General features: G+C 62.5%; 11 protein-coding genes. 7 read left to right on the top strand and 4 right to left on the bottom strand.

Going from position 1 to position 12,893, the window contains the following annotated elements:
• Positions 1-66: 66 nt before the first annotated feature.
• Positions 67-1,614: a carbohydrate porin gene (locus tag M8Q45_RS09535; protein WP_249874493.1), complete on the bottom strand. Its 1,548-nt coding sequence runs from the start codon at positions 1,612-1,614 to the stop codon at positions 67-69.
• A 169-nt stretch (positions 1,615-1,783) separates the two neighbouring features.
• On the opposite strand from M8Q45_RS09535, the gene M8Q45_RS09530 reads away from it, so the two are divergent.
• The 6 genes from M8Q45_RS09530 (at position 1,784) to M8Q45_RS09505 (ending at position 8,622) form a co-directional block, all read left to right on the top strand.
• A complete protein-coding gene (locus M8Q45_RS09530; protein WP_249874492.1) occupies positions 1,784-3,058 on the top strand; it encodes an ABC transporter substrate-binding protein in 1,275 nt (424 codons plus the stop codon).
• 21 nt (positions 3,059-3,079) lie between these two features.
• Complete coding sequence (locus M8Q45_RS09525; RefSeq protein WP_249874491.1) at positions 3,080-4,045, top strand: carbohydrate ABC transporter permease; 966 nt, start codon at positions 3,080-3,082, stop codon at positions 4,043-4,045.
• Positions 4,042-4,884: a carbohydrate ABC transporter permease gene (locus M8Q45_RS09520; protein ID WP_249874490.1), complete on the top strand. Its 843-nt coding sequence runs from the start codon at positions 4,042-4,044 to the stop codon at positions 4,882-4,884. Before M8Q45_RS09525 ends, M8Q45_RS09520 begins: the two co-directional genes overlap by 4 nt.
• 31 nt (positions 4,885-4,915) lie before the next feature.
• On the top strand, positions 4,916-6,055 hold the full coding sequence (locus M8Q45_RS09515; protein ID WP_249874489.1) for an ABC transporter ATP-binding protein: 1,140 nt from the start codon (positions 4,916-4,918) through the stop codon (positions 6,053-6,055).
• Positions 6,052-7,554: a glycoside hydrolase family 32 protein gene (locus M8Q45_RS09510; RefSeq protein ID WP_249874488.1), complete on the top strand. Its 1,503-nt coding sequence runs from the start codon at positions 6,052-6,054 to the stop codon at positions 7,552-7,554. Before M8Q45_RS09515 ends, M8Q45_RS09510 begins: the two co-directional genes overlap by 4 nt.
• 75 nt (positions 7,555-7,629) lie before the next feature.
• Positions 7,630-8,622: a LacI family DNA-binding transcriptional regulator gene (locus M8Q45_RS09505; protein ID WP_249874487.1), complete on the top strand. Its 993-nt coding sequence runs from the start codon at positions 7,630-7,632 to the stop codon at positions 8,620-8,622.
• Between the two features lie 392 nt (positions 8,623-9,014).
• Here M8Q45_RS09505 and M8Q45_RS09500 read toward each other — a convergent pair whose 3' ends face one another.
• Positions 9,015-9,440: a VOC family protein gene (locus M8Q45_RS09500; protein WP_249874486.1), complete on the bottom strand. Its 426-nt coding sequence runs from the start codon at positions 9,438-9,440 to the stop codon at positions 9,015-9,017.
• Between the two features lie 122 nt (positions 9,441-9,562).
• Between M8Q45_RS09500 and M8Q45_RS09495 the strand changes: the two genes are divergently transcribed.
• Positions 9,563-10,441, top strand: a complete 879-nt coding sequence (locus tag M8Q45_RS09495) for a LysR family transcriptional regulator (protein WP_249874485.1) — start codon at positions 9,563-9,565, stop codon at positions 10,439-10,441.
• Positions 10,442-10,457: 16 nt separating this feature from the next.
• Here the strand turns inward: M8Q45_RS09495 and M8Q45_RS09490 are convergent, their stop codons facing one another.
• Positions 10,458-12,068 carry a gamma-glutamyltransferase family protein gene (locus tag M8Q45_RS09490; protein ID WP_249874484.1) on the bottom strand — a complete coding sequence of 537 codons (1,611 nt, stop codon included), beginning with the start codon at positions 12,066-12,068 and terminating at the stop codon, positions 10,458-10,460.
• A gap of 43 nt (positions 12,069-12,111) precedes the next feature.
• Positions 12,112-12,891: an amino acid ABC transporter ATP-binding protein gene (locus tag M8Q45_RS09485; RefSeq protein WP_249874483.1), complete on the bottom strand. Its 780-nt coding sequence runs from the start codon at positions 12,889-12,891 to the stop codon at positions 12,112-12,114.
• Positions 12,892-12,893 lie beyond the last annotated feature (2 nt).

The following is a 12,893-nucleotide window of genomic DNA, read 5'->3' as shown; positions in this document are numbered from 1 at the left end:
ATCATTGCAGGCTGATCCACTGCTATTGCGAGCAAGCCCGCTCCCACAGGCTTCAACTGGCGGGCATCAGAACCAGGTTTCCATCTGGATGCCGTACTGCCACACGCCGCCAGCGTTGAAGTCGGTCTTGCCGAAGGAATCCGTGGTGCTGTACCTGTCCAGGTCCGACGACCAATTCATGACGCTGGCGAACAAGCGCAACTCGGGACGCGTGAGCAGATCGCCCAAGTCGGGTTTGAAGGTCGGGGCGACCGTGAATTTCCAGAAGTTACCGTCGACTGCGTTGCGTTGCAGGTAGCCCTTGGGGTCAAGCTTCATGGTTTGCCAGCTCATCTCATAGGCCATCTCGAAATTGCTGTTGATCGCATTGGCCAACCGCACGTTGAGGGTCATCCAGCGATAGTCGTCGCCCTTGACGTAACGGTCCTTGCTTTGTTCGGCCAGCAGGCTCGGGCCGATGCGCCAGTCGGAGGCCAGGGGCGTTTCGCCGTACAACGCCACGCGCAGGGCTCGGGCGTCGTCGATCAGCTCACCATCGGCGCCAACGTTCTTGACCTCGGCACCCAATCCTTGGCCGTAGAGCAACGCCGTCTTGAGGAAGCCTTCGCGACCGAAAAAGTTTTTCTGGTGATTGGCAACCATGGTGTGCAAGCCGGAATCGGCCGGTGCCAGGCCTGCTTCGTTGACGCGGGTGCCGAAGTCGTTTTTCTTCGAGCCGATGGCGTTGAACATCCATTGCCACTGCCCACCGTCGAAAAACTGGTTGGACGTCAGGATGTAGCTTTCCACATCGGCATTGACGCCGCCCTCGCTGAAATCCCCGTAGTTGCGACCGATCAATGAGTAATTCGAGCGCCAATTCCTGTTCATCTGCACATCGTAGATACCGCCGCCGGTACCCGCCAGATAGACAACATCGGAGTCCAACCAGTGGATGTCGAAATTGTCCCTGTCGAAGCGCTTGCCTGCCCACAGGGTCGAGTTTTCGAACATCGCGTTGCCCTTGAATGCCGCGAGGTGATCGAGTTCAGTGAACACCTGGCGCACATTGAGGTTGCTTTCTTCAGCGGTCCAATCGTTGGAGCTTTCCACGCCGTCGGCAATGGATACCGTGAATTTGGAGCGGGTGCCGTTCTGCGCGTACAGCTCTTTCGACAGGTCGATGCGCATGTAGGTGTCGTCCTCGTTTCCGAGTCGCCCGACGGCGCCACCGACAGAACCGGCCGGGGTGGTGTACGGACCGCCACGCCCACCGCCCAACCCATCGTTGATCAGCAAGCCGGAACGGGCGTAGCCCTTGAAGCTGAAGCCGTCGGTGAGGTGCGCGCCACTGCCCGGCTTTTCCGTGCTTTGCTGGCTGGCCTCGAGTTTTGCCAGGCGGGCATCGACCGTCGGCGTCGCAACGGCGGCAACAACCGGTGGCGTGGCGAGTTTGAGTTGCTGCAGTTCCCTGGCGAGTGCCTGGGTTTGCTGTTCGGCGGCGGCGGCGCGTTTTTCCGCTGCGCTGGCACGGGCTTCAAACGCCGCCATGCGCTCTTCCAGAGTGGCGGCTTGAGAGGTGGCTGCCGAGGCGCCGAGCGCGCTTGCGAGTAGCCAGCTTGATGCTTTTTGCATGTGGAATTTCCCTGTCTTGTTTTTATTGTCCGGTGGCCGCAGCCGGTCTTTTCGCCAAGGTTCCGAGTTATCGATCCTGAGAAAAAAAAGGATGCCTCGTTGCGAATACACTGCTACATTTGGCGATGTTAACGTTAACTTTTCCAAAAACAAAAATAAAGAGGGCTTTATGAAACAGCTCAAATCGCTCCTTCCAGCGGCGGTGCTTGGCCTTTGCATCGGATTTCCGTCCCTGTCGACGGCTGCCAACCTGACGATTTCCTGCGGTGCCGTGGGTGCCGAATTGCAACTGTGCAAGGAGGCTGTCGAGGCGTGGTCGAAGCAGACCGGCAACAGCGTCGAAGTGGTCTCCACGCCTAACTCGGCGACCGAGCGGCTGTCGTTCTATCAACAGATCCTCAGTGCGCAATCCAGCGACATCGACATCATCCAGATCGACATGGTGTGGCCGGGCATGTTGGCCAAGCACTTGATGGACCTGCGCGAGGTACTGCCTGCCAACGCGACCCAAGGTTACTTCCAGGCCCAGGTGGACAACGCCACGGTGAACGGGCGCTTGGTGACGATGCCGTGGTTCACCGACTCGGGACTGCTGTATTACCGCAAGGACTTGCTCGAGAAGTACAACAAGCCCGTGCCCCAGACCTGGGAAGAAATGACGAGCACCGCCAGGGCCGTCCAGCAGGCCGAGCGTGATGCCGGGAACGCCAACGCATGGGGTTACGTTTTCCAGGGGCGCGCCTATGAAGGCCTGACCTGCAATGCGCTGGAATGGATCAGCAGCCAACCGCAAGGCGGGCTGGTCAACGCCCAAGGCGAGATCGTGGTCAACAGCCAGGCCTCAAGGGCGGCGTTGACCTTGGCCAAAAGCTGGGTGGGCGACATCGCCCCCCGTGGCGTGCTCAATTACACCGAGGAAGAAGGACGCGGCGTCTTCCAGTCCGGCAATGCACTGTTCATGCGCAATTGGCCGTATGTCTGGGCCCTGGTGCAAAGCCCGGACAGTGCGGTCAAGGACAAGGTCGGCGTCGCTCCCCTGCCCCGCGGCGGCGCCACGGGCAGCCACGCGTCCACCCTCGGCGGCTGGGGCCTGGCGGTGTCGCGCTACAGCGCCAACCCCAAGCTCGCCGCCGAACTGGTGAGCTACCTGAGCAGCGCCCAGCAGCAGAAACACCGCGCCCTGGTGGGTGCCTACAACCCGGTGATCGAGTCGCTCTACCAGGACCCCGAGTTACTCGCCGCCATGCCTTACTACAGCCAACTGCACAGCATTCTCAACGACGGGGTCATGCGCCCCGCCTCGATCACGGCCGACCGCTATCCACGGGTGTCCAATGCATTCTTCGATCAAGTGCACGGCGTGCTCGCGGGCGAGCGACCGGTGGACCAGGCGCTGGCCGAGTTGGAAAGCGAACTCACACGGATCAAACGCCGGAGCTGGTAAGCCCCAAGGAAGGAAATCACCATGTCTGTCTCCACGACTCTCGCCCCCGGCGATGACGAGCAACTGTTCCCCCGGGAAACACCGGTACAACGCCGTCGCGTTCGCGCCGCCTGGCTGTTCCTGACCCCGATGTTGCTGTGCCTGGCGATGGTGGCAGCCTGGCCGTTGCTGCGCACGTTCTGGTTCAGCCTGACCGACGCCAGCCTGGCCGCCACCGGCGACGCCACCTTCATCGGCTTTGGCAACTACCTCTTCCATAGCGGTTCCGCCTGGTCAGGCCTGCTCGTCGATCCACAGTGGTGGAATGCGGTGCGCAACACCTTGCATTTCACCGTGGTGTCGGTGGGGCTGGAAATTGTCCTCGGGCTGCTGGTGGCGCTGCTGCTGAACGTCAAGTTCACCGGTCGCGCCCTGGTGCGGGCGTTGATCCTGATCCCCTGGGCGATCCCGACCATTGTCTCGGCGAAAATCTGGTCATGGATGCTCAACGACCAGTTCGGCATCATCAATCACCTCATGCTCGGCCTCGGCCTGATTGACGCGCCCCTGGCCTGGACAGCCGACGCGGACCTGTCGATGTGGGCGGTGATCATCGTCGACGTCTGGAAGACCGTGCCCTTCGTCACGCTGCTGATGCTGGCGGCCTTGCAGATGTTGCCCAGCGACTGCTACGAAGCCGCCAGGGTCGATGGCATTCACCCGGTCAAGGTGTTCTGGTGGGTCACCCTGCCGCTGCTGATGCCGGCATTGTTGGTGGCAGCGATCTTCCGCATCCTCGATTCGCTGCGGGTATTCGATGTCATCTACGTGTTGACTTCGAATTCGTCGAGCACCATGAGCATGTCGGTCTATGCCCGCCAACACCTGGTGGAATTCCAGGACGTCGGCTACGGCAGCGCCGCCTCGACCTTGCTGTTCCTCGTCGTCGCGGTGATCGCCATGGCCTATCTGTACCTCGGACGCCGTCAATTGGAGGTGCGCTCATGAGCCCTCGCCTGTTGAAAAAAGCCTTGTTGCGCCTCGGCTTCTGGAGCCTGATCGGGACCTTGCTGGTGTATGCGGTCTTTCCGTTCTACTACGCCATCGTGACGTCGCTGAAGCCGTCCAGTGCCTTGTTCCAAGTGAGCTACTGGATCGATAACCCGGACTTCTCCAACTATGCCGCCGTGCTCAACCAGGCTTCGTTCCTGCGGGCCATCGGCAATTCGCTGGAGGTTTCGCTGTGCGTGGTCGCCCTGGCCTTGTTCCTCAGCCTGACCGCCGCCTATGCCTTGGGCCGGGTGAAGTTTCGCGGACGCGGCCCGGTGTTGATGATGGTCCTCGGCGTTTCGATGTTCCCCCAAGTCGCGGTGCTGTCGGGATTGTTCGAAGTCATCCGTGCCCTGGGCCTGTACAACACTTCCTGGGCGTTGATCCTGAGCTACACGATTTTCACCCTGCCCTTCACCGTCTGGGTGCTGACCACCTTCATGGGGCAACTGCCCCATGAGTTGGAAGAGGCCGCGATCATGGACGGCGCGTCCCCCTGGGTCACGCTGACCCGCGTGCTGCTGCCGCTGCTCTGGCCGGCGCTGGTCACTACCGGCCTCTTGGCCTTCATCGCAGCGTGGAACGAGTTCCTCTTCGCCCTGACCTTCACCCTCACCGATTCGCAACGCACGGTCCCGGTCGCCATCGCGCTGATTTCCGGCGGCAGCCCCCATGAGCTGCCTTGGGGCTTGTTGATGGCGGCGTCGGTGCTGGTCACGGTGCCCTTGGTGATTCTGGTGCTGATCTTCCAGCGCCGCATCGTTTCCGGCCTCACTGCCGGTGCGTTAAAGGGTTGAGGCCCAACACAGACAACAAAGGAACAGCATCATGATCAAGTTGAAGCTGGATAACGTGAACAAACAATTGGGCGGCGCACGCATTCTTCGTGACGTCAGCCTGGAAATCTCGGCAGGCGAATTCGTCGTCTTCGTCGGCCCGTCGGGCTGCGGAAAGTCCACCCTGCTGCGGCTGATCGCCGGGCTGGACTCGATCTGTGGCGGCGACCTGCTGATCGACGGACGCCGGGTCAACGACCTGGAGCCGCGCGAGCGTGGCGTCGGCATGGTGTTCCAATCCTATGCGCTGTACCCGCACATGAGCGTCTACGACAACATCGGTTTTGGCCTCAAGCTGGCCAAGACCGAAAAGACCAGCCTGCGCGAGCGGGTGCTGAAAACCGCGCAGATCCTGCAATTGGACAAACTGCTGCAACGCAAGCCAAGGGAGCTGTCGGGCGGCCAGCGCCAGCGCGTGGCCATGGGCCGGGCCATGGCGCGGGAGCCGGACATCCTGTTGTTCGACGAACCACTCTCCAACCTCGACGCCTCCCTGCGCGTGCAGATGCGCAACGAAATCGCCCGCCTGCATGGGCGACTGGGTTCGACCATGATCTACGTGACCCATGACCAGGTCGAAGCGATGACCCTGGCCGACAAGATTGTCGTGCTCAATGGCGGTCGTATCGAGCAGGTCGGCTCGCCACGGGAACTCTACGAGCGTCCGGCCAGCCGTTTTGTCGCCGGTTTCCTCGGCTCGCCCAAGATGAATTTCCTGCCGGCAAGCCTGCATCACCCAGGCGAAACCAGCCTGATCGACAGCCCCTTGTCGGGGATGACGCGCCTCCCCATCGACAGCACCCACCTGGCGACGAACAGCCCGCTGAGCCTGGGGATTCGTCCGGAGCACGTCTCGCTCAAATCGACCCAGGGAAACGCCGGGATCGTCGTGGCCGGGGTCGAATACCTGGGCAGTGAAACCTACGTCCACCTGGAAACAGGCGACGACGAACCGCTGATCTGTCGCTGCGAAGTCAACGCTGGATGGCGGGTGGGTGATCGGGTCGAACTGCAACTGGATATCGACCACCTGCACGTCTTCGACGGGCACGGCACGGCGTTGAAGCGCCGCACCCTTGAAAACCTGCCCGACGGCCTCGCCTCGCGCTCGGCCCATGCGGGCGCCCTATGACCTTGTCCTTGAATACCATGAGCAATCCAACACCCGCTTCTCTCGAAATGGCCCAGCAGGCTCTGGAAGATGGCCTGCCGCGCCTGATCCACGACTATCGACCCGACTATCACCTGGCCCCGCCAACCGGTTGGATGAACGACCCGAACGGGGTGGTGTTCTTTCGTGGCGAGTACCATGTGTTCTACCAGCACCATCCCTTCGCCGCCCAGTGGGGCCCGATGTACTGGGGCCACGCCAAGAGCGCCGACCTGGTGCATTGGCAGCACCTGCCCATTGCCCTGGCGCCGGGCGATGACTTCGACCGCGACGGTTGTTTTTCCGGTAGCGCGGTGGTGTGTGGCGACACCCTGGCGCTGATCTACACCGGGCATACCTGGTTGGGCGACGTCGGTGACGAACGCTTCATCCGCCAGGTCCAGTGCCTGGCCACCAGTGTCGACGGCGAGCGGTTCGTCAAGCATGGCGCCGTCATCGAGCACGCGCCGCAAGCGGGAATCATGCACTTTCGCGACCCCAAGGCCTGGCACGCGGATGGCTACTGGTACCTGATCGTCGGGGCGCGCCTGGGCGATACGCCGTTGTTGCCGCTGTACCGCTCCGCCGACCTGCGCGACTGGGAATTCCTCGACTACGTGTGCAGCGGCAATGACGGCGATGGCTACATGTGGGAATGCCCGGACCTGTTTCGCCTGGACGGGCGCGATGTGCTGCTGTATTCCCCGCAAGGCATGAAGCCCGAAGGTTACGAACGGCTCAACAAGTACCAGACCGGTTATCGCATTGGCCGCCTCGACAGTGACTGGCACTTCTCCGGCGGGCCGTTCATCGAACTGGATAACGGTCACGATTTCTATGCTGCGCAAACATTGGAAACCGTCGATGGTCGGCGTCTGGTGTGGGCCTGGCTGGACATGTGGGAAAGCCCGATGCCGAGCCAGGCCCATCACTGGTGCGGCATGCTCGGCTTGCCGCGCGAGCTGGAACTGCAAGGCGATCGCCTTGGTGTGTTCCCGGCACGGGAACTGGTCGCGTTGCGCCAGGCGCCATTGCCGAGCGTCGCGCCGTGGGGCGAATCGGGCTACCGCTGGGTGCGGCAAGTGACGGGCGACAGGCTCGAAATCCATGTGCACCTGGACCTGCTCGGCTGCACCGAAGGCCAATTGGGCATCGCCTTGCGCTGCAGTGCCGATGGGCAGGAACAGACCTTGCTCTATTACGACGCGGCACTGGGACGCCTGGTGCTAGACCGCGACCGCTCGGGTGCGCAAGTGAGTGGCCAGCGCAGCGTCTCGATAGCGCCGGTGGAAACGCAACTGCACCTGCGGGTGTTCCTCGATCGTTCGTCCATCGAGGTGTTCGAGGAAAACGGCCGCTTCAGCCTCAGCAGTCGCCTCTACCCACGGCCCGACAGCCTCGGGGTGAAGCTGTTGGCAAACGGGACAGGTGGGCGTGTCGCCATTCCCAAGGCGTGGCCGCTGGGCTCGGGATGGCTGTGAGTCGCGTCAATCGAGTCGCGAGAAACCGGGGGCCTGTGTCATGATTCGGCGTCAACCTGACTGGCCACACCTCGCATGACTTCCGTGAAAGACGTTGCACAGCTGGCCGGCGTATCCCTGATGACGGTTTCGCGCGCGCTCAACACGCCGGAAAAACTGAGCCCCGAAACCCTTCAACGGGTACGTCGCGCCATTGATGAACTGCAGTTCGTACCGAGCCTGTCGGCGCGCCGGATGCGCGGCGACAACTTGCAGGCGCGCACCATCGGTGTGTTCGCACTGGACACCGCGACCACGCCGTTCGCCGTCGAGTTGCTGCTGTCTATCGAACAGACCGCACAGCAGGCTGGCTGGAACGTCTTTATCCTCAACCTGCTGAGCAGTCCGCCCACCGACCAGAACATCGACTTGATGCTGTCGCACCGTCCCGACGGCTTGATCTTCAGCGCCATGGGGTTGCGCCAGGTGAGCATTCCCGAGCGACTCAAGAGCAAGCCTCTGGTGCTCGCCAATTGCCTGGCCGATGACAGCCAACTGGTCAGCTATGTGCCGGATGATGAAGCTGGACAGTATCGCGCCGTGCATCATGCGCTGAGCCAAGGCTATCGGCGTCCGCTGTGCATCAATCTGCCCAGGAAGAGTGTCGCCTGGAACCTGCGCCAACAGGGCTTGCAACGCGCCTGCCAGGCATTCGGGCTGGCGCCAGGCGCAGTCCTGCAATACGACCTTTCCGACCACGATGCCTATGGTGAAACCGCCGCCATCCTGGAACGGCATATCGTCGACGGCTCTCCGCAATTCGACATCCTGGTCTGCGGCAACGACCGCATTGCCTTTTGTGCCTATCAATGGTTGTTGGGCCGTGGCCTGAACATTCCCGACGACGTGGCTGTGCTCGGCTACGACAACATGATCGGCATCGCCGAACTGTTCATGCCGCCACTGACCACGGTCCAACTGCCGTACTACGAGATTGGTCGCCAGGCGGCCCGGCACCTGATCGAGACCCTCGAGGTCTCGGGCACCCAGCCCGTGGATTGCCCTCTGGTGGTCAGGGCGTCGTTGTAATCCGTCCGAGGCCTACGTGCGAGCTTGCTCCGGGCGGCGATCCGACGAAGACGTCGGCACAGCCAACATGTTGTCGTGGCAAGGGAGCTCGCTCCCGCTGGGGCTGTAGGAGCTGCCGAGCGCAGCGAGGCTGCGATCTTTCCAAGAACATTGGACCTCAAGCGAAAGATAAAAAGATCGCAGGCTTCGCCAGCGCCTACAGAGCCCAGCGGGGCGGTGCGACGTCTCGCTAAATCCCCTCGCCACAAAAGCCTGTTCAGCCATTTGTAACTGATAGCCCGATCACTGCAAACTGATCCACCGCTTTCGCGAGCAAGCTCGCTCCCACAGGGACAGTGAGTGTTCATGAGCCTTGCATTCAGCTTGCTCCCACAGTCTTTAACGCCCAACCGTTACTTCGCGAACAGCTGGCCCATGTCCTTGAACGCCTTGAACTCCAGCGCATTGCCGCACGGATCGAACAGGAACATCGTCGCCTGCTCGCCGACCTGGCCCTTGAAGCGCACGTAGGGTTCGATCACGAATTGCGTGCCGAAGGATTTCAACCGCTCGGCCAGCGCTTCCCATTCAGCCCAGCCCAACACCACGCCAAAATGCGGCACCGGCACATCGTGGCCGTCCACCGCATTGCTGTGCACGCTTTCCTGGGACGCGGTCTTGGGATGCTCGTGAATCACCAGTTGATGCCCGTAGAAGTTGAAGTCGACCCACTGCTCGCTGGAACGGCCCTCCTCCAGTCCAAAGACCTGGCCATAAAAAGTGCGGGCTGCCGCCAGGTCATACACCGGAATCGCAAGGTGGAAAGGTGAGAGGCTCATCGGGACTCCAAGAAGGTTTTTTGTTTATCAGGTACGCAACGGCGCGTGCATTCCATCGTAGGCGCGCACGCACAACAAAAAAATCAATATAAATTTCTTAGAAACACAACTAATGTTGATCAATGATCAAAGAACTCAAGACCCTCATCGCCGTGGCGCGCGAAGGCACCTTCGCCGCCGCCGGGCACAAGATCGGCCTCACCCAGGCGGCGGTCAGTGCGCAGATCCAGCGCCTGGAAACCGAGCTGGGCTTCGACCTGTTCGACCGCAAAGGCCGCTCGGCCCACCTCAACAAGCGGGGCCAGCAGATACTCCTGCAAGCCCAGGAGCTGATTCGCCTTTACGAGAATCTCGGCGCCACGACGCCCGGGCTTCCACCCAGCGTGCTGGTGAACATCGGTGCGATCGCCTCCGTCCAGCGCGCCTACCTGCCGGATGCCCTCGCCAGGTTCCACCAGCAATGCCCCCAATGCCGAACGCGTGTCGTGCCGGGCCTGTCGGTCGAGTTGATCAACCTGGTGGACGCCGGCGAGATCGACATGGCGGTGATGATTCGCCCGCCGTTCTCGCTGCAAAGCGATCTGCGCTGGACGACGCTGGCGCTTGAGCCTTATCGGCTGATCGTGCCCCGTGGGATGCCGGGCGAGGATTGGTCGGCGCTGCTGTCCAGCCAACCCTTCATTCGTTATGACCGCTCTTCTTTCGGCGGCAGGCAAGTCGATCGCTTCCTGCGGCAGATGCATTTCACACTGCGTGAGGTGTGCGAGCTGGATGAACTGGACGCGATCATCAAGCTCGTCGAGAAAGGCGTCGGTGTCGCCCTGGTGCCGCAGACATCAGCCCATCAGCCATGGCCCAAGGGCGTGCGGGCGCTCGACCTCGGGGCGCACACGTTTCATCGTGATATCGGCCTGATCCACCGGTCGAGACAGAGCCTGGCAGACCCCGTCGCGATCCTGGCCGAACTGATCATCGAGCAGGCCGGCGGCGGGATCGGATAGACCCCGCCGTGGACCCTCACCAGACCGCGATATGCGAATCCGCCCGAGGCTCGGTCCCGCCGCACAGGACGCCGCTGACGGGATCGCGCAGGATGATCTGGCCGCGTCCGTAATCGGTCAGGTCACTGGCAACCACGACTTCGTGTCCCCTTCTTGCCAGCGCATTGATCAAGTCCCGCGAAGCCCCCTGCTCGATCCCGACCTTCATCCCGCCCAGCCATTGCCAACGCGGCGCGTCCAGGGCCGCTTGCGGGTTCAGGCCGAAATCCACCAGGTTCATGACCATCTGTACATGCCCCTGGGGCTGCATATAGCCGCCCATCACGCCGAAGGGGCCGAGGGCCTCGCCATTGTGGGTGAGGAAACCCGGGATGATGGTATGAAAAGTCTTCTTGCCCGGCGCCAGGCAGTTGGCGTGGGTCGGATCGAGGCTGAACTCCTGACCGCGATTCTGCAGGGCAATGCCGCTGTCGGGCAGCACTACGCCGGAGCCGAACCCGTGGTAGTTGCTCTGGATGAACGAGACCATGTTGCCCTCCCCATCCGCCGTCGCCAGGTACACCGTGCCGCTGGCGTGGGGATCGCCGGGCTTGGGCGGTTGGGCCTGCTCGCCGATCTGGCCGCGACGGCGGGCGCTGTAGTCAGCGCTGAGCAGATCGGCGACCGCCACGCGCATGTGCAGGGGGTCGGTGATGTGGTGCAGGCCGTCGCTGTAGGCCAGCTTCATCGCCTCCAATTGGCGATGCCAGGTCTGTTGGCTGTCGCGGTGATCGAAGTTGAAACCCTCCAGGATATTCAACGCCATCAACGCCACCAGACCCTGCCCGCTCGGCGGGATTTCCCAGACATCCACGCCTCGGTAATTGACGTGGATGGGCTCCACCCACTGGGCGCGATAGTCCTTGAGGTCCGAGGCGCGCAGGTAGCCGCCGCTGGCCCGGGAATGGGCGTCCAGGCGCTCGGCCAGGGCACCGCGATAGAGGCTTTCACAGCCGGTGTCGGCCAGTTCCTGGAGCGTGCGGGCCTGGGCCGGATTGCGAAAAATCTCCCCGGCCCGAGGCGCGCGGCCATCGATCAGGAAGGTCTCGAACCAAGTGTCCAGCACGGCATCACGGTGGGGCGTGAACTCGTTCACCGCGACCTGCCATTGATGGGCGACCACCGGTGACAAGGCAAAGCCGTCCCGCGCCAGGCTGATGGCCGGCTGCAGCAGCTCGGCGAAGGGCAGTTTGCCGAAGCGTCGGGACAACTCGGCCCAGGCTGACGGGCAGCCCGGGACCGTCACCGGTGTCCAGCCATAGACCGGCATCTTTTCATGGCCGGCGGCCTTGACCGCCTCGATGCTCAAGGCGGCCGGCGCATGGCCGTTGCCGTTGAGGCCATGCAGCTGGCCCTTGCACCAGACCAGGGCGAAAGCGTCACCGCCCATGCCGCAGCCCGTGGGTTCCACGACAGTCAATGCTGCCGCCGTGGCGATGGCGGCGTCGATGGCATTGCCGCCTTTTTGCATGATCTCGATGCCCGCCTGGGCGGCCAGGGGCTGGGACGCGGCGACCATGCCGCGACGGGCGAAGACGCTCTGGCGCTGCGATGGATAAGGGTACTCATGGGCAGAAAATTTCAGCATGGCGAAAGGCTCTTCAATGCAGGAATTCAGTCGCTGGAAAAAGTCATAGCACCCGGCTGAGAAATGCCCGGGTACGCGGATGAGTGGGGTGGCAGAAAATCTGCTCCGGCGGCCCCTGTTCGATCAGCTCGCCCTGATCGAGCACCACCACGCGGTCGGCCACTTCCCGGGCAAAACCCATTTCATGGGTCACCACGACCATGGTCATGCCCTCCTCGGCCAGTTCCTTCATCACCTGCAGCACCTCGCCGACGGTCTCCGGATCGAGGGCGCTGGTGGGTTCGTCGAACAGCATGGCCTGGGGTTTCATCGCCAAGGCACGGGCAATTGCCACCCGCTGCTGCTGGCCGCCGGAAAGCATCGACGGATAATGACCGGCCTTGTCCGCCAGCCCGACCCGCTCCAGCAACCCGCGGGCCTGTTCCAACGCGGCGGCGCGCGGCACGCCGAGCACCTGGATCGGCGCCTCGATGATGTTTTCCAGCGCCGTCATGTGCGGGAACAGGTTGAAGCGCTGGAACACCATGCCGATGTCGCGCCGCTGCCGGGCGATGTTGCGCTCCGACTCACGCACCAGGCTGCCATCGGCCCGCTCGCGGTAGCCCATGGCGCGGCCATTGACGCGGATGCGTCCGCCCTGGATGTCTTCCAGCAGATTGATGCAACGGATGAAGGTGGTCTTGCCGGAACCCGACGCGCCGATCAGCACCACCACTTCGCCGCGCCGTACTTGCAGGGAGATGCCCTTGAGAATCTGCAACTCGCCAAAGGACTTGTGAACGTCCAGCGCCTCGATGATCAACTCTTCGCTCTTGTGCGCCATGG

It is taken from the genome of Pseudomonas sp. T1.Ur (genome assembly GCF_023516725.1).
GTDB classification, from domain to species: domain Bacteria; phylum Pseudomonadota; class Gammaproteobacteria; order Pseudomonadales; family Pseudomonadaceae; genus Aquipseudomonas; species Aquipseudomonas alvandae.
The sequence above is the reverse complement of the archived record's forward strand: the minus strand, read 5'-3'. Positions and strand labels throughout refer to the sequence as shown.